This window comes from Coleofasciculus sp. (genome assembly GCF_046539235.1).
GTDB lineage: Bacteria > Cyanobacteriota > Cyanobacteriia > Cyanobacteriales > Coleofasciculaceae > Coleofasciculus.
In genome coordinates, this window is the sequence record NZ_JBKHHI010000061.1 from 1 (window position 1) to 22,620 (window position 22,620).

The 22,620-nt window shown below is 45.0% G+C and carries 16 protein-coding genes and 1 pseudogene; 5 read left to right on the top strand and 12 right to left on the bottom strand.

Features of this window, described 5'->3' with window-relative positions; genetic code table 11:
- Positions 1-648: 648 nt before the first annotated feature.
- Entirely contained in the window at positions 649-2,667 is a 2,019-nt protein-coding gene (locus ACLFWI_RS08000) for a GAF domain-containing sensor histidine kinase (protein ID WP_446412499.1), read from the top strand.
- Between the two features lie 338 nt (positions 2,668-3,005).
- Positions 3,006-4,685 carry an ABC1 kinase family protein gene (locus ACLFWI_RS08005; RefSeq protein WP_446412500.1) on the top strand — a complete coding sequence of 560 codons (1,680 nt, stop codon included), beginning with the start codon at positions 3,006-3,008 and terminating at the stop codon, positions 4,683-4,685.
- 80 nt (positions 4,686-4,765) lie between these two features.
- Here ACLFWI_RS08005 and ACLFWI_RS08010 read toward each other — a convergent pair whose 3' ends face one another.
- The 3 genes from ACLFWI_RS08010 to ACLFWI_RS08020 are packed head-to-tail and all read right to left on the bottom strand — an operon-like array spanning position 4,766 to position 5,633.
- Positions 4,766-5,167, bottom strand: coding sequence for a hypothetical protein (locus ACLFWI_RS08010; protein WP_446412501.1), 402 nt, complete (start codon positions 5,165-5,167; stop codon positions 4,766-4,768).
- A 3-nt stretch (positions 5,168-5,170) separates the two neighbouring features.
- Positions 5,171-5,380, bottom strand: coding sequence for a hypothetical protein (locus ACLFWI_RS08015; RefSeq protein WP_446412502.1), 210 nt, complete (start codon positions 5,378-5,380; stop codon positions 5,171-5,173).
- Positions 5,381-5,387: 7 nt separating this feature from the next.
- Positions 5,388-5,633, bottom strand: coding sequence for a hypothetical protein (locus tag ACLFWI_RS08020; RefSeq protein WP_446412503.1), 246 nt, complete (start codon positions 5,631-5,633; stop codon positions 5,388-5,390).
- Positions 5,634-5,825: 192 nt separating this feature from the next.
- Here ACLFWI_RS08020 and ACLFWI_RS08025 point away from each other — a divergent pair, with 192 nt between their 5' ends.
- Positions 5,826-5,993 (top strand): hypothetical protein, encoded by a 168-nt coding sequence (locus ACLFWI_RS08025; protein ID WP_446412504.1) that lies wholly within the window; start codon positions 5,826-5,828, stop codon positions 5,991-5,993.
- A gap of 124 nt (positions 5,994-6,117) precedes the next feature.
- Here the strand turns inward: ACLFWI_RS08025 and ACLFWI_RS08030 are convergent, their stop codons facing one another.
- A complete protein-coding gene (locus tag ACLFWI_RS08030; protein ID WP_446412505.1) occupies positions 6,118-7,455 on the bottom strand; it encodes an S-layer homology domain-containing protein in 1,338 nt (445 codons plus the stop codon).
- A gap of 552 nt (positions 7,456-8,007) precedes the next feature.
- Positions 8,008-8,907 carry a PEP-CTERM sorting domain-containing protein gene (locus ACLFWI_RS08035; protein WP_446412506.1) on the bottom strand — a complete coding sequence of 300 codons (900 nt, stop codon included), beginning with the start codon at positions 8,905-8,907 and terminating at the stop codon, positions 8,008-8,010.
- A gap of 508 nt (positions 8,908-9,415) precedes the next feature.
- Between ACLFWI_RS08035 and lepB the strand changes: the two genes are divergently transcribed.
- Positions 9,416-10,063: a signal peptidase I gene (gene lepB, locus ACLFWI_RS08040; RefSeq protein ID WP_446412507.1), complete on the top strand. Its 648-nt coding sequence runs from the start codon at positions 9,416-9,418 to the stop codon at positions 10,061-10,063.
- 12 nt (positions 10,064-10,075) lie between these two features.
- Positions 10,076-10,270: pseudogene (locus ACLFWI_RS08045) on the top strand (transposase); the annotation flags it as partial.
- 28 nt (positions 10,271-10,298) lie between these two features.
- On the opposite strand, the gene ACLFWI_RS08050 reads toward ACLFWI_RS08045, so the two are convergent.
- The 7 genes from ACLFWI_RS08050 to ACLFWI_RS08080 form a co-directional block, all read right to left on the bottom strand.
- The gene (locus ACLFWI_RS08050) at positions 10,299-10,538 is read right to left on the bottom strand and encodes a hypothetical protein (RefSeq protein WP_446412508.1); all 240 of its coding nucleotides are present in this window, start codon (positions 10,536-10,538) and stop codon (positions 10,299-10,301) included.
- Positions 10,539-10,787: 249 nt separating this feature from the next.
- Complete coding sequence (locus tag ACLFWI_RS08055; protein ID WP_446412509.1) at positions 10,788-12,128, bottom strand: erythromycin esterase family protein; 1,341 nt, start codon at positions 12,126-12,128, stop codon at positions 10,788-10,790.
- A gap of 427 nt (positions 12,129-12,555) precedes the next feature.
- Positions 12,556-13,212 (bottom strand): phosphoribosyltransferase, encoded by a 657-nt coding sequence (locus ACLFWI_RS08060; protein WP_446412510.1) that lies wholly within the window; start codon positions 13,210-13,212, stop codon positions 12,556-12,558.
- 78 nt (positions 13,213-13,290) lie between these two features.
- The gene (locus ACLFWI_RS08065) at positions 13,291-14,337 is read right to left on the bottom strand and encodes a type 1 glutamine amidotransferase domain-containing protein (RefSeq protein WP_446412511.1); all 1,047 of its coding nucleotides are present in this window, start codon (positions 14,335-14,337) and stop codon (positions 13,291-13,293) included.
- Between the two features lie 215 nt (positions 14,338-14,552).
- The gene (locus ACLFWI_RS08070) at positions 14,553-17,156 is read right to left on the bottom strand and encodes a PAS domain S-box protein (RefSeq protein WP_446412512.1); all 2,604 of its coding nucleotides are present in this window, start codon (positions 17,154-17,156) and stop codon (positions 14,553-14,555) included.
- Positions 17,098-18,603 (bottom strand): CBS domain-containing protein, encoded by a 1,506-nt coding sequence (locus ACLFWI_RS08075; protein ID WP_446412513.1) that lies wholly within the window; start codon positions 18,601-18,603, stop codon positions 17,098-17,100. Before ACLFWI_RS08075 ends, ACLFWI_RS08070 begins: the two co-directional genes overlap by 59 nt.
- Before the next feature lie 394 nt (positions 18,604-18,997).
- On the bottom strand, positions 18,998-22,498 hold the full coding sequence (locus ACLFWI_RS08080) for a PAS domain S-box protein (protein ID WP_446412514.1): 3,501 nt from the start codon (positions 22,496-22,498) through the stop codon (positions 18,998-19,000).
- Between the last annotated feature and the right edge of the window lie 122 nt (positions 22,499-22,620).

A 22,620-nucleotide genomic window follows, 5' to 3' on the forward strand; every position in this document is an offset into this window, starting at 1 on the left:
TACCAAGCCCTTACTTTGGTTTGGTTACCAAACCCTTATTTGGATTGGTTACCAAACCCTTATTTGGATTGGGTTACCAAACCCCTACGGTTGATATATCCGTCGTCAGAACGGGAATACTAAGTCTGACCATCTATCTTTGAGCCAGCAGCAACCGTTTCAAAAATCTATCCTTTGACTGATGTCTGAAGACTAATCCGAAAATTAATCCCTAAGCCTTGTAGCACTTGGGGAAAGCAGGTGAAACGTTGGACATATCTTCGCTAAAACAGTTGCCGCTGTTCTCACCTAGGAGCATAGAGGTATTCACTCATGGTTATCCAAAAATTTGACATTTTGAATTTGGAGGCTAAGGGGTACCATAGAGTGCCGCCTTACCTGAACTACCTGCCTACTGGCGTTGTCCAAGCTTTGTCTACCTCATCTATCCATCGCTCTAGTAGGTATTACGAGCTACTGATATAGGCATATAAAAACAAGTTTTGTCACAAGGCGCGATTCATATCGCCGCCAAATCGTAGATTATGGCGGGAGACTTCTCGCCGAATCAAATTAAATTCAATGAGATAGCCATCCTTATGGTGTGTGGAAACGTTCCACAGCTCTGATAATACAAAATAAAACCAAACTTATCAAGAATTAGTTATCATGCATTACCCGCCTTCATCTAGTCCACTGGGACAACAGATTATTTCAATTATCATTGCTAGTCCCAATCCACAGACGTTATTGGCAAGTATTGCCCAGGTATTAGGTGAGGCATTTCAGGTTGATTGTTGCTTAATTGCAGCGTTTTCCCCAGAAATCGCAAGGGAGCATGTCAGGTTGGCACAAAATGTTCAAGCTAACCAAGCGAGTTGGGTTTCGTCTTTCAACCCAACCGACAACGTTGACAGATACCCAACGACAATTCCCCAGATGGGATTATGGTATGCCGAGGGCTACTCAGGGCGACAACCTCAACCGCAAAACCTAGGGCAATACCCATCATTTCTGACTGTAGCGGGAGAACCCTTGGCAATTCCGGATATTCAGGACTCTGATCCGGAGTTGACGGATCAACGGTGTTGGGATTGGCTCCCCGTTAGGGCAGTGTTGAGGCTTCATACCTGGTGTCAATCAAGGGTGAATGGGATGATTGTGTTAGGGCGATCGCAGTCTTATGATTGGACGATACCGGAAAAACAACGGTTAAGTGAGGTGGCTGAATCTGTAGCCGTTGCCATCGCTCACGTTCAGCTTACCCAGCAAGTCGATCAGTCTAAACGATACCAGACGCTGCTTTCCCCATTCAGTCAGTTTATCCAGAGCGATCGCACTTTCGATGAAACTATTGCCCAAGTCGTTTTCAGTACCACTCAAGCAATTCAGGCAGATCGGGGTTGGCTACTGCTGTTTAATCATAATCATGCTCTAGATCAATCGCATCAAGATGACAAGCCTCCGCCATCAATTGAGGTTAAGGTTGTCGCTGAATGGTGTACTCCTACGCTTGATCAATCAGTTCAGCTAAACTCCCAACGATTACTCCATCAATCCTTCCGGTTATCTGACTCTGGCTTATGCCAAATGGCTTGGAAACAGACACCTGAACCGATTGCGATCGCGGATTGGGCAAATACTCCAATCGAGACTTCAGGAATCTCCCTATTTGAGGAGGCGATTAGCCATGGGGTGTTAATGGTTCCCCTGTGTCACACCTTTAGCAATGGTTCTCAACATCTGAAACGATTAGGATTTTTGGTTGTCCAACAGGATCAGCCGCGTTTATGGCAAGCGGATGACATTGAATGGATCAGATGGGTGGCGACGCAACTGAGTGAGTTGATTCACCAGCATCAAAGCCAACAGCCAGAATCCTCCCGCCTTAACCATCACTCGGTTCAGCCGTCTCCCTGTTTAACCGTTCCCGCCCAGTTACATCAAAGCATCCGCCAACAGGTAGATCAGCTTCAGGAATTAAATCAGCTTAAAGAAGAATTCATTAGTACCATGAATCATGAGCTGAGAACACCTTTAACGGCGATGAGTCTGGCAATTCGCATGTTGCGCCAACCCAAACTCCCCGCCAAGCGCCGACAAAAGTATTTGGAAATTCTAGAGCAACAGTGTAATCAAGAAATCGACTTGATCAACGATTTACTCAGTTTACAGCAACTCGAATCCAATCCCGCTTATATCCAGAAGCAATCCATTGACTTAATCCTGCTGATCCAGATATTAGCGCAGGATTTTGAGGAGAAATGGGCATCGAAGTCATTGACATTCAACCTAGATTGCCCCTTAAAATCGCTAATGATTCACACCGATCCAGAGAGTTTAAACCGTATCCTACTGGAATTGTTAACCAATGCTGGCAAATATGCCCACCCCGATACCACCGTTTCTCTCAAAGTTGAGTACCACGTTCATGCTACGGTCAATCGACTGGTGTTAACCTTGACCAACATCGGTGACAGTATATTACCAACCGATATTAACTATATTTTTGATAAATTTCGGCGCGGTCAAGGAATCACCAAGCAAGCTGTTCCTGGAACGGGATTAGGACTAGCATTAGTGAAGTGTTTAGTCAATCATCTCAACGGCACAATTGAGGTGGCGAGTCAGCCTTTAGACAATTCTCATCAGGCAATAATTTCATTTACCTTAACTCTACCCGATTAAGTGAATCAGCCCTGTGGAGACATGCCATGGCACGTCTGCCAGTCAATTGTAGGGGCGGGTTTAGGAACTGTAGGGGCGGGTTTAGGAACTGTAGGGGCGGGTTTAGGAACTAAAGTTAGCTATTTACCAATAAAGAAACAACAAAACCCGCCCTTAGTCATAATTGATAAGTTGAACCACAATCTATAGGGGCAATTCAGGAATTGTCCCTACAGAGTCTGTGCATAAGTCGTAAGTTGTCTAGCGCAGCCTATTTTGCCATAAAACCTTAAAGTATTAAGGAGGAGAGCGATAGGTTCTCGCTCCTGTTCCCTCATTCATCAGATGCACAAGGCAGAATGCTGACTAAGGCTACGCCCAAGCCACCCCGTTGGCAACGACGAAAGTATTCCCCCCTCGCCCGCCAGATTGACATTTTTCGGTCGGCGGCGAAGTTTATGTTCTATCTATGGTGGGACAAAACCATTGCCAACGATACGCCCAATCACCGCAACCGCCGCGCCCAGTGGCTGGTGGGGGCGTTGCTGGATTTAGGTCCAACGTTTATTAAAATTGGGCAAGCCCTCTCGACTCGTGCTGATTTACTGCCCTTAGAGTACATCGAGGCATTGGCGCATTTACAGGATCGGGTGCCGGCATTTAGTGGGGCGGAAGCGATCGCGGTGATTGAAGTCGAACTGGGTCAATCTATTCATGCATTATATCGGGAGTTTGACCCCTTTCCTCTGGCAGCAGCGAGTTTGGGTCAAGTTCACAAAGCACGGCTGCATACTGGGGAAGATGTGGTGGTGAAGGTGCAGCGTCCGGGGATTGAGCGACTTTTTAATTTAGATTTTAAAATCATACAGGAATTGGTGCGATTTGTTAATCGGTATTTGCCTTGGGTAAGGAAGTATAAAATTGAAGCAATTTATCGCGAATTTTTTGATTTACTCTATCAAGAAGTAGACTATATCCAAGAAGGTAAAAATGCCGATCGGTTTCGGGAAAATTTTAATAATTATCCGGGGATTCTGGTGCCGACGGTTTATTGGCGCTACACGACAAAGAAGGTACTCACTCTAGAATATTTACCCGGCATCAAGATTGACGATCGCCAAAGTCTAGAAGCCTGTGAAATCAATACTAATGAGATAATTCAACGGGGAATTAGTTGTTATCTAAAACAGTTATTAGAAGACGGCTTTTTTCAAACCGATCCGCATCCAGGAAATATGGCAGTTGCTCAAGACGGCAGTATTATTTTCTATGATTTTGGCACGATGGCAGAGGTTAAATCCATTGCCAGAGACCAAATGATTAAGACCTTTTTTGCTGTTCTGCGGAAAGATACCGATGAGGTAGTGAATACCTTAACCTATATGGGGTTACTTGAACGCCAACCGGATATGACCCCAGTTAAACGCTTAGTCGGGTTTATTTTAGAACGGTTTCGGGAAAAGCCCATCGATGTACGGGAATTTGAGGCATTGGGGAATGAGTTGTATGTGATGTTTGAGCAGCAACCGTTTCGTTTACCCGCACAAATGACCTTTATTTTAAAATCGTTAACCACGTTGGATGGGATTGCCCGGGCTTTAAATCCAGAGTATAACTTATTAGCCGCTAGTCAACCCTTTGTCAAAAATTTAACCGTTTCCAAAGGGCGGGGAGACGTGGTGAAAGAACTGGCAAGACAAGCCAGAGATTTTATTAAATATCGGTTAAATAAACCGAGTTCCACAGAACTGTTAATTCGCCGTTTAGAAACCAGAATCGAGCAAGGGGAACTGCAAGTCAGGGTGCGTTCCTTGGAGAGCGATCGCGCCTTACAACGAATTCATTTGGCGATTAAGAGTTTGATTTATGCCTGTTTGACTGGGTTTGCATTATTGGCGGGAACGGTATTATTATTAGTGCCGCATACGGGGTGGGCAATTGCCGCGTTTACGTTGTCGGGGTTTTGGTTTGTCATTTTGTTGTATTCGTTAATTCAATTGGCGGTGAAGGAAAAATTAGAGAAAATGACCCGTCGATAGAGGTGCGATTATGTTCAATAATCACACTGTAATGTATAAATACCACTACAGTGTGATTGTCTTGTTAATACAGCATGTTATCACGAACGATTATCGCTGCGATCGCAGCCGATTCCCAAGGCGGCACAGTACAACTTATGGGTGATTACCACTATCGCCCGTGGGGGAATACCCCCGCGAATGAGAGTCAGGATGGCTTGATCCATCTCTTGATCATCCCTCTTATATTTTCTGAGAAAGAAAAGTAGTGAGGTGGGATCATTTTTGTCTTTAGGATTGTTTAAGCCAAGGTAGCGGTAGGAAGGATTAAAGCCTAACTTAGTTAGTTTGTTCTCAATCTCCCTGTCTGTCATCCCAGAGATTTTGTTGTTAACGCATAGGGCGACAAATTTAGCGGGAATGTCGGGGAATGCTAGGTTATGCCATCCTCGGCTAGCACTCCAAATCCGTCCAATATGGTTAGCGGTATCAATATACTCCATGGCTTACCCCCGAAAATTACAGTCATACCAGTCATCGCCGCGCTGATCGACGGCTTCGAGTGTCACCCCGTAAGAATCAGCTAAATCCTCACATTGCTGTGTTGCGTCATCATAGTCGCTGGCTTGAACAGGTTCGGAACTAACCCGCCCCAACCGTTCCACTTGTTCATCGGGGTCAATCATGTAAGTATCGTAGTCTTTAGGTGTGGTCATAGTTTGCTTAGTTTCCTTTAGTTTCAGTCTCCCATCGCCTCTCTAGTTCAGATTTTGAGATTCCCTCTAGTCTCGCTAGTTCCGCAATCTGGGCATCAATCAGTTCTCTGTTAGCTTCTACTTGTTGGCTGATTAGCTGCCCTGCAAAGGTTGTCGGTGGCTTACCGTGGCATTTCGCCCAGTAGGTTAAGCGCTTCAATATAAAACCGCTAATCGTAATATTCAGCCTTTGATTCTCGTCAAGTTTGGTCATTATCACATCCCGTAACCACCTCCCATTATCTCCTTAGTATCGCCTCGGTGTAACCTGAGGCACTCTTTAGTAAAAATTTACCACCAATTATCTGTAAAGTGCAATTAAATTATCTTGGAAGTGTATTTAGCGTTCAGGTTTAGTACAAGCCGATGCAAATTAGTTAATAATTAAGAGCAACGGCTAACTGGAGTGAGTCAGGGATGGAACCCAGAACAGGTATCGCAACATTTGGGACATCGGATCAGCGATCGCTATTTTAGGTTTAAACCAAGACACAACAGCCCAGGAATGGCAGAACCGAGGGTTAACAGTGTCATTGCCATTGAAACAGGGGCGGGTTTAGTTGCATTTGGGTGAGGTCAAAAAGGATAGTAGTAAAACCCGCCCCTACATACTACTCGGTTCGGGCGGGTTTAATTGCATCCGAGTAAACCCGAAACGATAATAGTAAAACCCGCCCCTACCTACCTCAAAACTCTTTCTAGTTCGATTGCTGGAGAACCTCACTAGCCGATATTCCCTCACCCTGAGACCCAAAATACCACAGGGCGGCGGCGGCTTCTGCTTGTGTGACTGGCTTTTGCGGTTGAAACAGAGTGGTGTACCCAAAAACGCGACGGATAATCGATTGTTCCCCATTTTGAAAATCTGCCAAAACTGCCCGCAATGCATTCGGGTCAATCTTGCTAGCATCTTGGAATCCCCAGGTTTGCTGCACTGAATCCAGAGATGCTGATGGTAACCCCTGACGAGTATCTAACGGGACTTTCCATAAAATTAGATTTTCTCGCGTTAAGGGTGCATCAGGGCGGAAAAGAACTTCTGTAGAATTACCACTCAAAGGACTAGGAATTAACCCCGCTTCTGCTAATCCCTGAATTGCGCCAAAATCTGGGTCACTGGCTGGCACATCTTGGAATGCAGGTTGAGTTGTTTCTGATGCTAAACGGATTTGTTTTCCCGGACTATTCGCATAAATCCGATTATTGGTATCAATCAGCCAACGGGCATACTGACGGCGGGTAATGATTTTGTTGGCGGCAAATGATGTACCACTATCCTCTGATTTATTGTTAGCACTAGAAGGGTCAGAGGTGAGAACACCTAAGGCGGCTAAGTCTTCTACATACTGACGCAATCCAGGCGGAACGTTATCAAAATCAGTGAAGTTCTGGTCTTTGCCAGATGCTGAATCAACGGATTCAGTATTTTCTGTTACTTTCTCTGAAGATTCTGAAGCATCTGACGGTGTTGCTGCTGTCTCGGTACTGCTGCGAATGTACTGAATTTCAAACGTTGTACTATTTGGATCAGTCTCTGTCTCGGTTGGCGTTTCTTCCGTATCGTTAATCGCAGTATCTGTAGGAATAGAAACCCTAACTTTTAAATCATTCCGACGCACAATAAAAGAATTCATCCCGTCCTGATTCGGTGCAGAAATAACCTGCCAACTGCCTGATTCAAATGCTCTGCGGTAAAATGCTTGAATATCATTACTAGGGTCAGTGGATGACCAGATGGTACGTTGACCTTGGGCATCTGAACGAGTTAAGGGTTCAACGTTTTGTAATTGAGCATCGGGATAGCGGGGAATTACGGTAGGGAAATCCTCTGGTAATTGCGCCGAAGACGTTTGCTCATTAGTCTGACTCCCGAAAATTGAGGCATTATCCTCCAGTTTGGGGTCTACGGCAAAGGAACGTTCTAAAGATTGACCTGTGGGACTGTTGGCGCAGGCGGTCAATACACCCACGAGGCAAGCAACGAAACCCGTAAATAGAATAGGACGTTTATTTAGCAGCACAGGGAACAGAACCAATCGATATCTCTCTTCTCACGCTAGCGCAAAACTTTATTCTCATGTTATTTGTCCTTTCTGGATTTCCCTCCCATCCCACGGTAGATTCCCCTTCCTTCACCCCCCTTCCCCCTACAAGCTCACAAGGGTAGGTTTTTTAAGGTTGGGGTTCAGGTTAGACTTGGAGGACAAGTGGACCATCACTTCGACTTCGCTCAGCGACCGTAGACAAGGAAGAGTTTTAACGAAAAATAGGGCGTTTCGGCTTTTAGAAGTTAGAAGTGTGTTTGACCGAACCGAATTCTGTACGGTTTTTCCCCCTTGTCTTCTTTCCTTCCTTGTTCCCAAGTCTAGTCTCCACCCTTAAATAAAAAACCTACACCTGTCAGCCCCCTACAAGAGGGGAGAGGACAAAGGATGCGGGAGCTTTTATGGCAGGGGGGAGGACAAAGGATGCGGGAGCTTTTTGTTATGTGGGTAAGCCATTAGTCGGTTTTAACCGACTTAAGCTATTAGCCAAGAACTTGAGTTCTTGGCTGGTTATTACCAATAATTCAATTACAAAAATGGCAGCTAGCCTCGTGATTGGCGACGGCGTAAAGCCATACCCGCAAAGGTTAAACCAATGCCAGCAATCCCAGCCAGACCAGAAGGTTCAGGGACTGACTCAAGGTCTCCTTTTAGCGCCACACCATCATTACCACACTCTAAGAATAAATGACTGATGAAATTACCTCCATTTCTGGGAAGCAAAGCGCGGTCAAATCTAAAACCAAACGTGTGAGAGTCATTCGCTTCAAAGTGACTAAAATCGAGTCCAGCATTACTGAGTTGAGTGCCATCCAGTAGATCAATATCGCCCAAAAATCTACCGGATTGAATCACATTGAGGATTGGAGTATTATTCTTTGTTGGCTTCTGGGCAATGGTGCTGCCATAGAGATAATCGTAGACATCTGCTTTGTTTGGCAAGTCAGTGCCTTGGGTATTGATCTTGTCAAACTTCTTGTTGTTATAGTACTGCTTTAAGCTGCCATACCCATCGTTATCTTGAGTTACGCTCATTGCCGTGACATTTTGATAAACCCCAGTACGGCTGACTTGAGAATCATTAGTTTCAGCAAAGCGAATTCCAAATAGATCACCATCATTCATCGCTGTGGTAAAATCTTTTCCAGATAAATTAAAGAACAAATCACCAAATCCAATATTGTTGTCAACCGCTCCTGTGTCTTTATTTCCTGCTAAGGGGGTACCACCTGTTAGAGCCACAAAAATACTATCGGCTGTTTCTTTCATGGCTAATCCTTTGATGTCATACTTAGCACCACCAGAGCCATCACCGACGGCATCAATCCCATAGTTCCAGCCGTTATGTAATTGTCCAGCATTGGCTGGCTGACCTAGCATAGAAATTAAGCTAACTGCAATAGCAGCACTGCCGATAAATTTAGAAACTTTGTTGGTATTCATTGCGTCAACTCTCATAAATTACAACTCTTGTACTTATAATTAAAGCAACTTAAGATAAAGTTGTTGACAAGTCGGCACTGTTTTTTATGATGTTTATTTAAAAATAAAGATTTTATAAAAATAAAAATTCAGAAATATATCAGGATTATTTTTGTAAAAAAAAAGATAATAATGCAGAATTCTGTAAAGTTAAAATAAACTATGAATTCCAGTTCAAACTAGCGGATGCATTTGGGAAAAGACGACACGAGAGGGGAGTATTTTTTTCCTGGGAAGCAAGGGAAGTGGGTATGATGCTTGTACTACACCAAATTGAAAGAAATGGGATGCTCATGCACGAGAGTGTCCATTACCGCAGTTGACGGGGTTCACGAACGCCGATGCCTCGTGAAGACTATCCCAATCAGTTCCCCCATCGCTCAAAGAGCTAGAGAGCGTGTTATCTTGACTGAAAGCCAAACGTTTTTTGGAGGCTGGTGACTGCCAGCGATTTTCACGGCAAACGTATATGACTTTGAACAAAACGGTAACGGATCAGTCTGCCAAGGGAGGGACTTCAATACCTGTGGACAAACCGAATCAGTCAACAGTAGCAGAACAATCGAACCCATCTATATCACCGAGATCGAAGTTCTGGCAACAAGTCCGAGAAAATCTACAAATTATGGCGATCGCACTCGCCCTAGCGCTGTTGATTCGAGTCTTTATTGCCGAACCGCGCTACATTCCCTCAAACTCGATGATCCCGACATTGAACATTGGCGATCGCGTGGTCGTAGAAAAAATTTCCTACCACTTCAAACCCCCAGTAAGCGGGGACATCATTGTCTTTGATCCACCACCTCAACTACAAATGCAGGGATTTACCAAAGACCAAGCATTTATTAAACGGATCATTGCTACACCGGGTCAAATTGTCCAAATTCAAGATGGCAAAGTCTATATTAATGGGGAACCGCTAGACGAAGTTTACATTGCCGAACCCCCAAACTATCAAATGGCACCTGTGCGCGTTCCGGAAGGTCAGTTATTTGTCATGGGAGATAATCGCAATAATAGCAACGACTCTCACGTTTGGGGATTCTTGCCTCAACCGAATATTATTGGTCACGCTTGTTTCCGCTTCTGGCCCCTCAGCCGATTCGGTTTAGTTTGATGTCCGAGTTCTCAATATATCAATGAAATTGTCGCTCAGGCTGGATGTGAAATCTGGTATCTTCCCACATATTCCCCCGATTTCAATAAGATTGAACGCTGGTGGTTTGTACTCAAAAATTGGATGAAGCAACGGTTGGATGAATTTGAAACATTTCGTGATTGCGTGGATGCTGCCTTCAATAAATGTCCTAACGTGTGTGCGTAGTGCGATAAAAGGGGTTCTTCCGGACTTACTATGCCAAACTGTTAGTTAAAACGACGCCAAAGCCATCTATATTGGTTATACTGGGATTTTCTGTCTCAATCTTCTCGTTAAATTCAAAATAATCCCCAAAATCCTTGTGTCGCAATAATCGTGGGCATCGTCTGAGGCAATTTAGCATAATTTGTCCTGAAGAACCAAACATAAAACCAGCTACGGTTACGGTTTGGAAAATTCGCAGTTGTCGCCGCAAAAGTTTATCAAGCTGCACTTGACTCTGCTGGAGCCTTTCTAAAGACGAATGAGGGGAAAATGAGCTTCTAATTCATCTTTCTTAAAACAAATGTGGGGAAAAGCCCTCACCCCCAGCCCCTCTGTCAAACTTGGCAGAGGGGAGCAAGAGGAGAACTGGGTAAGCCCAAAAACCTGATCCAGTCGTCTAAAGACGACTTATTTAGCCAGTGGTTTAAACCACTGGCTGGTTAACGCTTCTTTTGTACCTTACCCATCCGGGCTAAAATTACACGCCCATGGGGAAAGTCTCGGGTGCTTCACCTCTATCCCATTGAGGGGTGCGTTCTAAGGGTTCGACAGCGCGAGTCTCGTCAAAATGGATAATCGCATCAAACTGTTCCGGTAATCGCGCCTGGAAATAATGGCTGACGCGCTCAGTTTGGGGCAGATAAATCACCCCGATCGCACGTTCTAAGCGGCGCTTATGTAACCCTTGCACGGCTTGGTTTTGCTCCTGTAAGTTCAGCCAAAAGTTCGGCTGTCCGGTCTCATGAAACAAGGCTTCATAACTTTCCGTTAATGCTGGACGTACTCGCTTGCGTTCCGCTGATGCACCCCAATTGGATGCGGCGGTAACGGTTCCGGTGTAGGTACTAAAGCCAATCAGGAAGGCATCATCTTGGTATTGTTGACGCACCAGTTGACCAACATTCAGTTCCCCAGCCGCGCCCATATCGGTGGCTCTGGCGTCGCCGAGGTGGGAGTTATGTTCCCAAATCACAACTTTCGTGGGTTGACCCTGTTGCTCAAAGTGAGTCACCAATTGGTTCAGGGTTTCCGCCATGTGGCGATCGCGTAAATTCCAGGAGGAAATTCGACCGCGAAACATGGAACGATAGTATTGTTCGGCGTTCTTAATCAGCCGTGCATTTTGTTCGGCATAGAAGAACTCATCCTCTGGAACTCGACCATCTCGTTGGGCATAATCCGCCGCACGGCGTCGTAATTCCACCAGTTGATCAACTACCTCATTTTCACAGGGTTCACTCATACCAAAACTGGTGGCGTATCCATAGGTTTGGGTATCTTCGCCAAAGTGATCGAAACAGGAGTAACGGTAACGGGCGTGGGCGGCGGCTTCGGGATCAATGGTCTCTAGATACTTGAGAACGGCTTCGATTGAGGTATTGAGGCTGTAGAGATCTAACCCATAAAAGCCCGCTTTTGTCGCACCTTTGGGTAAGGCGTCATTGTACTCTCGCAGCCAACCGACAAAATTTAATACATCGGCGTTGCGCCACATCCAAGTGGGGAAGCGTTGGAAATCTGCTAATGCGTCGATACTGTGCGGATCATCACTAACACCGCGGACATAGCGATTAATCCGATACGCATCGGGCCAATCAGCTTCCACGGCTACGGCGGTGAATCCCTTCTCTTGGATCAGCCGTTTGGTGATTTCTGCCCGTTGTTGATAAAATTCGTGGGTGCCGTGGGAGGCTTCGCCGATGAGGACAAAACGAGCATCTCCGATTTGATCGAGTAGGGCATCATAGTCGGATGATTTCCCGGAAATAGGATGTGCTGCTTGACGTACAGCATCGGTAAGTTGAGTTTTCGTTGGCATGATAATTTTATAATCTATAACGTCTGAGCAATTGATCGGATTTTGTGGCTCACGTATTTGTAGGTTGGGTTGAGGTACGAAACCCAACGATAGTGATGGTAGGGCGGGTTTTGTTGTTCAGTTATTGGTGGGTAAGGGCGGGTTTTGTTGTTCAGTTGTTCAGTTATTGGTGAGGCAGGGCGGGTTTTGTTGTTCAGTTATTGGTTAATATCTGAATTGATTCCCTAAACCCGCCCCTACAATTGTCCCTAAACCCGCCCTTAAACCCTTACAAAGGACGTAGCTTGCTTCTCAAGGGTAGCGAGTATGACAAATGACAAATGACAAATGACAAATGACAAATGACAAATGACAAATGACAAATGACGAATGACAAATGACAAATGACAAATGACGAATGACGAGCCCTTTAATTGTTCCCACCTACTTAAGCTCTAGCAGGTTGTTGACTGGCGGCACGCTCCATCAAGTCACGCACTTCTTTGTCAGTGGTTTGGTCAAATTTGTCGTACCATAGACCGACGGCGTAGAAGGGTTGGGGTGTTTCACTACAGATGATTTTGTCTACTTCGACTTGAAACTCCTGGCAGGTTTCGGGGGCGGAAACGGGAACAGCGGCAACAATTTCCTTCGGGTCATGCTGTCGTAAGGCAACGGCAGCGGCGTGCATTGATGCCCCTGTGGCTAAACCGTCATCCACTAAAAGTACGGTGCGATCGCGTAACTCCAGAGGCGGAAGATCCCCTCGGTAAGCCTTTTCCCGCCGTTCTAATTCTTGTTGCTCTTTTGCCGCTACTTTGTCAATCGTTTGCTCGGATACACCCAGCGATCGCACCACGTCCTTGTTTAAAATGCGCGTACCACCACTGGCGATCGCACCCATTGCCAATTCTTTATGGCCCGGTGCGCCTAATTTACGAACCAGCCAAACATCGAGAGGGGCATCGAGTCCTCGCGCCACTTCATACGCCACCGGTACACCACCACGGGGTAATCCCAAGACAATCACATCGGGGCGGTTGGCATACTCTTTCAGATCGCTGGCGAGTCTTTGACCTGCTTCTTGTCTATTTTTGAAAATCATAATTATCCTCATTTGTCAACAAATTTTAAACCACTAATTCTCTCAGGTGAGAACGGTAGAGTTTTGCCTGAACGTCCTCTAAGTATCAGTACCCAATTTCGCCTGATACAGTTGAGCCAGACGCTGTTCTTGCTGACTACTGTCTTTCTCGATTTGAGTTAAAATTTCAGCACTGGCGGGGTCAGTGAGTTTACTACTCAGGCTGTAAGCGTCTACCACTGCTGTTTGCAAATCGCCCAACGCCTGCCGCATCAGGGCTAATTCGTCCCTGGATTGCTCCCCCTGCTTGGGTTCGGTATCCGTTGACATCCCAAACCTGTCCCAATAATCGGGTTCAACCAGCTTATTTAAACGCTTCTTGAGCATCTGGACATGATCCCGTTTCGAGGAACAGACTTGATTAAGGTGCGATCGCACATGCTGATCCGAAATCCTCTGAGCATAGCTCTCAAACGCTTGCAGCGTGTTTTGTTCGTCACGCAGCGCCAAGCCGAGTCCCTCGACAATCTCCCCTTTATTCAATCCATTCCACTGTTGCCCATAGTGCCACCATTCAATGGCAGGGTTATCGGGCTGGGGTAGATCCGCACCATGACCTAAGTGAGTCAGGATGGCAGCGGTGAAGATCGGCAAATCGCTGGGTTTGCGGGAGGTAATCAGATTTTTATCAATGACTACGGGTTCATCAATATATGTCGCCCCGGCATTTTCTAGATCCTTGCGAATCGCCCGAAACCCTGTCACCTGTTTACCCTGGAGCAAATCTGCTTCAATTAACAATTGCGGACCATGGCAAACGGCGGCAATTAATTTATCTTCTGCCATGGCATCCTTGATAAATAGCACGGTATTCGGGTTAAGCCGCATCTTGTCGGGTGCCTTACCACCAGGGATAATCACCGCATCAAAATCCTGGGCGCGGGATTCAGAGGTTGTGCCATCAGGTTTAACCATGACTTTACCCCGTTTACCTTTGTACTCATCCTTAAGGCAAGAACCCAGTACCACCACATCCTCCCCAGCAGTACGCAGGGCGGTTACCGGGACTTGAAACTCCATGTCCTCGAACTTTTGTTCGATTAAAACAGCGATTCGTTTGGGGGAAGTGGAGGCAGTTACAGTCATGATCAAATAGAAGGCAGGGGGCTTTCAGAAGAGCAGAGGGCAGAAGGTTCCCAGGCTACACTTGTTTGTGGTGTCTGCTTTGTCGTCTATTCTTAAATAGGTGAGTTAAGTTCTGAATAGACGATTTAACTATTGGTTTAAGCTTCTATTAGATTAGATCGCTAGATGCCAGAAATTCGTCAACCTACAGATAGATACCTGAACCACTCAAAACCCTAGCTAATTTCTTTCGCAAGATCCATGTCATTTAAGGGGATTTCTATTGGCTGTTGCGATCGCGGGTTGATCGGCATCTCGATTATGAACGTTGTCCCTTCCCCTGGGGTGGACAAGCAACTGAGTTGCCCCTGATGTTTCTCAACGATAATTTGGTAGCTAATAGATAAGCCCAAACCTGTACCGCTGCCCACGGGTTTTGTGGTAAAAAACGGATCAAAGATTTGCGGTTGTACCTCCTCAGAGATGCCGATTCCGTTGTCAGTAATCCGGATGATCACGACGTCAGCCTGCTGGTTTCCATTTTTCGGGAGGGATTGTCGGTGAGCATCAGCTACTTCGGTGCTGATCCTAATTACTCCAGGTGACGAGTGACTTTCTATGGCATCGATGGCATTAACAAGTATATTCATAAACACCTGATTCAATTGATTCGCATAACAAGTGATTGGGGGCAGTTGACCATACTCTTTAATCACCTGAATGCCCGATCGATTGCTTGGAGGTTTTAGTCGATGCTGTAAAATGAACAGACTGCTTTCTATCCCTTGATGAATATCCACCGACTTCAGGTCAGCTTCATCAAGTCGAGAAAAGTTTTTCAGGGAAAGAATAATCTGATGAATCCGCTCTGCCCCTTCTTGGATAGAATTGAGCAGTTTTTGCCAATCTTCTTGGATAAACTGTAAATCAATTGCTTCCGCTATATCTTGAAGAGATGAAGAGGGATTAGGATAGGTTTCTTGATAAATATTAATTAGCCGCAGCAAATCATTAAAGTATTGACGACCAATGGTGAGATTGCCCAAAATAAAAGAAACGGGATTATTAATTTCGTGAGCCATTCCCGCAACCATTTGCCCCAAACTGGACATTTTTGCGGTTTGCACAAGCTGGGATTGGGTGCGTTTTAATTCTTCGAGGGTGCGTTGGAGTTGATGCGCTCTTTCTCGTTCGCGTGCTTCTGATTGTCGCAGGGCGGTTTCGGCTTTTTGGCGCTGGGTGATATCTAAGGCGGTGCCGAAGAGTTTAATTACCCGATGTTGTTGATCAAAAATGGGTTCAATTCTCACCTCAAGATGCCGAACGGTTGTGCGATTTCGGGGTAAAATTTGAAAGTCTAATTCGTAACAGAGTCCTTGAGCAATGGCTTGCTTGACTGTTTCCTCGAATTCTGAGCAGTCATCGGGATGAATAAAGTCAAGGAGTTGTTGATAGGTGGGTTCCGTTTGATTGGGTTCCAGACCAAAAATGCGAAACAGTTCCGCTGACCAAATAATCTGATTCGTGATCACATCAAATTCCCAATTGCCAATATGAGCAATGCGTTGAGCTTGAGCCAGATTTTCTTCTGAGAGGCGCAGTTTTTCTTCCGCCTGCTTGCGCGTGGTAATATCAATGCCAAAGGATTGAACTTCTATAATTTGTCCTTGTTCATCCAAGATGGGTTGATCCGTCCATTTAAACCAATGGAGTTCCCCCTGATCAGAGATCATAATATGTTCGGAGGTTTCGGGACATTCGTGGTTGACTAGCGATTCGACAAAATCCCTGATCTGATCTTGAATGAAATCAGGTAGTAAATCTAAATATTTGGTGCCAATCAGTTCAGTTTTAGACTTAGCAAAAAAACGACAGTAAGACTGATTGACAAACGTGAGGGTGGTATCCGGTTTCCAGCGACAAACGAGGACTTGTTCCTGAAATTCTACCAGTTCTCGATAGCGGATTTCACTTAAGCGCAATGCTTCTTGTGATTTTTGACGTTCTGTGATGTCACTAGCTGTACCCGTTACACCAACAACTTGACCCTGGTCATTAACTAGTGCGATCGCGTTGAGCAATAATTGAATGGGTTCCCCTGCTTTGGTTAGATGGGTGGTTTCATATTGGAACACCGACTCTCCCTGAAGTAAACGCTCAAAAAGATTGACATCCGCTTCCAGACATTCCGGTGACAGAAACTCGGTAAACGAACGTCCCAGCATTTCCTCTGGAAAGTAACCATACAGGTGGTGTACAATCGGATTAACAAAGGTGTAATTCCCATCCCGATTAATCGACCAAATCAAGTCTTGTGACGCTTCAACCAGATGGCGATATTTTTGTTCACTTTCACTCAGGGCAATTTCTACCTGCTGGCGTTCCTGAATTTCTTGTTGCAGTTGGATATTTTGTTCGGTTAGCTGCTTTTGTAACCGTTGCAGACGTAATTGATTCTCCACCCGCGCTAACACTTCTTGCACTTGAAACGGTTTAGTAATGTAATCGACGCCACCAACTTCAAAGGCTTTCACTTTATCAAAGGTTTCATTCAACCCACTTAAAAAAATGACCGGAATGTTCTGGGTTATCGGAGACGCTTTCAACTGTTGGCAAACTTGATAGCCATCCATGTCCGGCATGATAATATCCAGTAAAATCAAATCGGGGGGATTGTTCGCAATAGATTTCAGCGCCAGTCTACCATTGGGTATAATCCGGATTTTGTACCCTTGTGCGCTTAACATCTCCGTTAACAGGTGCAAATTATCCGGGGTATCATCAATGGTTAGTATTGTCCCTTTGTACAAAGGAATTGACTCCAGAGTCATCGTCTTCATCAGTAGGTGGTTGGGTCAAGGCTAATAGGTACTCGAATTGAAATTCATGAGTTAAAGTAGAGAGAGAATTGGCTAAGGATTCATCGCGATCGCGAATTTCCTCAATCAGGCTCAACATCCGATCAAAATCCCCTTCAATTGTGGCTTGATGGAGCGATATTCGCCACTCCCTCGGTAAATCAGCCAAATCCGTTGGCGTCAAGGTAATGGTTATCGGGGATTCGGGAATCTTGGGTAGCATCTCAGATAGCTCAAAATTTGCAGTATCCCCAATGTGAGTAGACTGGCTTTTGGTTAAGTCTAATAGGTTTTCCAGCAGTTCCAGCAAATGCTTACCAGCACTATAGATAATCCCTACATTTTTCTGATCCTCGGATGAGAGGGATTCAGAACGGTGCATCAGTTGAGAAAAACCGAGAATTGCGTGGAGTGGTGTTCTAAATTCATGGTTTAAATTAGCCAAGAAGACACGTTTAACTTGGTTAGCGGCGGCGGCTTCGTCTTTGACTTGTTGCAGTTGTTCTTCTAAGTTGGCATATTGGCAGAGGTTTTGCTGCAATTGCTCATTAATTTGACTTAACTCCTGGGTTCGCTCATCCACTTGTTGACGCAAAAGTTCAATTGTTGCATACATTTCTATGGGGTTCAGCGCTTCTAGGATCGTACTTTGGGTGATGATTCCGGCGAGTCTTCCGGCTTCGTCTACAACCACTAAACGGCGAATTTTATGGCGTTTCATCATTTCATTTGCCAGCATCATTGAATCATTGATTTCAATGGGAAGCAGTGGGGTACTCATCACGGTTTTCGCCGCCGTTTTCGCGAAATTAATCCCCAGTTTTTGGGATTGAATAATATCACGTTCGGTAATAATTCCCTGGGGAAAAATATCTGCATTGTTTTGGGTTTCAGTAATCACAATGCAGCTTTTCTCATGGGTCAGCATTTGCTGAGTAATTTCTAGTAGGGACGCCGTGGCAGAATTCTGAATCACCTCAGACGTCATCACATCCCCCACTTGTTTGAACTTTAATAAGTCAGTGGGTTGAACCACATCTCGAATGGTTTTCGGCGTAATCACTCCAATAATCTCACCCTCTTTATCGATGACAGGTAAATGACGAATATGATGCTGGCGTAGCAGGTAAATAATGGAAAAAATGCCTTGATCTTGGTTAACGGAAACGGTAATCGGATCAGGCGTCATCACCGATTGAATCCTTGAATTTTCCAGGGATAGCTGATGGGCAGCGATGCGGACAACATCCCGTTCCGTAAAAATACCTACTAACCGTTTTTCTTTGACGACTAATGCATAACTACTCTGACGTTCATTCAGCCAATTAATAACGTCCGTTACCCGCATCTGGGGATTAACCATCAGGGGGTGGCGATCAATAGATTTTGATTTCGATAATTGTTCCAATAGAGGACTACAAGATGACATTTTTCTGTTTTATTCTGATTTTTTAAAGGTAATTCGTTTAATGGTAATCTATATCGTCATTCGTCTTACTCGCTCCCGAAAAGAAGCAAGCTATGTCTGATCTAAGAGTTTGAGCAAGAAAAAAATCTCCAAGGGATAAACAAAATAATTTCATCGGATTTGGGATTAGACTAATGATATCAATAAACCGTGAAATAATCGTGAACTATAGCGCGTCTAAATCATTTTAAAACTTAATCAGATTAGTTACAATACTTGATGTTTGGCAAAGGTTTGTAGTTTGTCCATCTTGAGCTATATCCTGATTTTTTGGGAGTCACTTGAGTTGTACAACTCAAATAGAGTGTTTACGACTGATTTAGACTAAATCAGGGTTTCACGTTTGATTATCATTTCATAATTCAGACTCCCGACTTGCCCAAGGTTCGGTTAAATCGAGTAATCGTTCAAACTGGAAATTATTAGCCAAGTGAGCGAGAGTATTAGCGAGCATCTTATCCTGGTTCTGGATTTGATCAATTAAGCTTAACATCTGCTCAAAATCTCCCTCTAGGGTAGCTTGGTGCAACGAGGCTAACCAATCAGTAGGCAACATAGCCAAATCATCCGATGTTAAGACAACTGTCTCCGTTGGCGCAGGAGTTTGATCCGGTTCGTCACAGATAAAGCTGACTCCCAGATGTTGGCGTATGGCTGCAAACAAATCAGATTCCTGAAACGGTTTGGCAATGAAATCCGTGCAACCCACCTCTAAGGCTTTTAACCGTTCTTCTTCTATTACACTAGCACTTAGGGCAATGATTATGGGTGATGTAGAGACGTTGCATGCAACGTCTCTACACTGTCGAATGTGTTGGGTAACGGCATAGCCATCCATTCCCGGCATTCGCAAATCCATTAAAATTAAATTAGGTTGCCAATTCTGCCAAATCTCAATCGCTTCTTCACCATTACTTGCCTCTTGGAGTTCAAAACCCAAAGGATTCAGCAATTGCATTAATAGTTGACGATTTTCCACTTGATCATCCACAATCAAAATTCGATAGTGGGGTTGATTTGGGGCAAGGGCAATAACGCGACATGAAGTCGTTTGAGGTGTGCTAGAAGTCACATCGATTTCCTTTGCCTGAATATAAAACGTAAAGGTTGTTCCCTGTCTAACTTGGCTTTCAACTGTGATTTCCCCACCCATAAGTTGGATAAACTTGCGCGTAATCGGCAATCCTAAACCAGTTCCACTCTGGGATTGTACTCCGCTTTGGCTTTGCACAAAGGCTTCAAATATACTCTCTAATTCATCCGCCGCAATACCGCATCCAGTATCTTTAATTTCAAAATGAAGCGTCATTTGTCTGTCTAAACTGTTATCATGTCCTTCTACCTTGCCACCTTGCCCTTTTCCTTCTGCTTTATGCTGGGTAACATTCACAACCACACTCCCAGCAGCAGTAAACTTAACGGCATTACTCAGGAGATTAATTAAGACTTGGCGTAACTTAATTTCATCGGTTTGGATTGTGGCGGGAACATCAGCCGCGCAGTTAAACCGTAATTGTAACCCTTTCTCATTTACCTTGAGTCGAAACATATCTTCAACCTCACGCAAAAGATGATGCAGGTTAAATGTGGTTTCAGTCAGAATAATGCGTCCTGCCTCAATTTTAGATAAATCTAAAACTTGGTTAATTAGCGTGAGTAAATGTTCTCCGCTATGGTGAATAATCCGTAGATTATCTTGGTATTGCCGGGGAAGAGTGCCACTATTACTCATCAATTGAGCAAACCCCAAAATCGCATTGAGAGGACTTCGCAATTCATGACTCATATTTGCCAGGAATGTGCTTTTTGCCCGATTCGCGGCATCTGCAGCTTCTTTTGCCTCTTGTAAAGCGATTTCAGCTAACTTGCGTTCGGTAATATCGGTATTGGTGCCAATCATGCGAATACCCTTCCCTTGGGCATCTCGGATAGCTTGTCCCCGGACGACAATCCAACGAATTGAACCGTCTTTGTGGATCATCCGATGTTCAACTCGGTACTCTGAGGTTTCTCCAGCTAAATGTGCCTGGGTTGTGGTTAAAAATGTGGACTGATCATCGGGATGAATAGAGGTGATCCAATGGTTAAAATCATGAGCAATTTCTGTATCAGTGTAACCGAGAATTGCTTTAATTGTGGGGTCAATATAAAATTCATTCGTCTCTAGATTCCATTCCCAAACCCCTACCTTTGCCGCACGAGTCGCTAACTCATAGCGCTGTTCACTCTCTTGTAATGCGGCTTCTATCTCTTGGCGTTCGGTGATGTCTGTGGCGGTACCCAAAAGCTGAGTTACCATACCGTCAGGGGTTCTGGCAAAGGGAGTTTCTCGACCCAAAAGTGTGTGCCATTCTCCATTCACATCTTTTACCCGATACTCGATTTCAAATATTTCGCCATCCGCCGCGTTTTGGACTTGTTGGAAATAGGCGGGTAATCGGGCTAAATCCTCTGGATGGATAAGGCTGGGCAGAAGGTTTTCACCCATGGCATTAATCTGTTCTGTAGTATAGCCCAGAAACGCTGCCATTTCCCGGTTGGTATAGATATTGCGTTGTTCATTCAGGTCAAAAATATATAAAAGATTGGGAGAGGCTTCAGCAATCCGTTGCACAAAATGCTTGCTTTCTCGTAGTGCAGCTTCGGCTTGTTTGCGTTGAGTAATGTCACGAACAATACAAATTCTTTCGCCTCCCGCTAATAATGTTACCGAGACTTCATGGGGAAATGTGCTACCATCAAGGCGTAGACCTTGGGCTTCTGTGCGGCAATATCCTTGCTGTAACAATAATGGTACATATTCTTCCTGCAACCGTTGATATTCGCTAACTTCGTACAGCGTCTGCCAATTTTGACCGAGGAGTTGGGCGGCGTTATCATAACCAAAGATTTGGGCGTGCGCCTGGTTAAGAGAGACATACTCTCCCCGCTGATTCAAAATTGCAATCCCATCGGTAGCGGCTGACATGGCGGCGGCTTGCAACTGTAAGGTTTTCTCAACCTGTTTGCGATCGCTAATATTAAAGCTAGTGCCAATCAGTCGATAAATTTGCGAGTTGTTGTCGCGCAGAGGGGTTAAATTGCTAATCCACCAGGTTTCTTGTCCCTGAATCTGTAGACATTCTTCATAGCTAATTCGTTCTCCTGCTGCCACAGAGGCATGATACCGTTGAGACACCGCCTGTGCCGTTTCTGGAGTGAATACTTCTTGGGGAGTTTTACCGCTTATTTCTGAGCAGAGAAGACCTGACATCCGTTCATGGGTGGGATTAATACTAACATAACGGAATTCGCCATTTTCGAGAACATCCACGATAGAAACAGCCGCTTCAATCCCGTCATAGATACTGCGTAAAAACGCTTCCCGTTCTCTCAGGGATTCCTCGGCTTGCTGACGTTCACTGATATCAACAAATGTCGCGATCGCATGAGTCAAATTTCCCTGACAATCATAGATTGGGGCGCCCCAAGCTTCGACGGGAATTGTGCGATCGGGGCGACGGATTTCCATATCATCAACCCGTACCCGTTTCCCTTGTAACGCTTGCAATAGGGGCTGGCGATTCCGGGGATAAAATTCATCGGTTCCCGCCTGATAAATCCGATAGGCTTCAATGAATTGATCCGCCGTCACTGACTCAACCACCCCTTGACCCAAAATTTGCTTACCGATTTGATTTACATAGTCAGGTTTCCCATCAGCTTCTGAGACAAAAATACCCACAGGTACAGCATCAAGTAGCTGTTTGAGCTGATATTCCCTCTCTTGAAGTTGGGCGATTAATACGGCTTGGTCTCGATTGGCTTGGTTGAATCCCTGATTCATTTGATGCAGTTGCGCTGTTTTTTGAGTCAAGTCTTGGTTTTGATTATAGCGTCGCTGGGCTTCTTAGCAGATTCGCGATTCATAACCCCGACTTTAAGAAGTCGGGGTTCTCGTCTCGTCTTTAACTTTAATCCTATTTTTGTTTTTTGTTT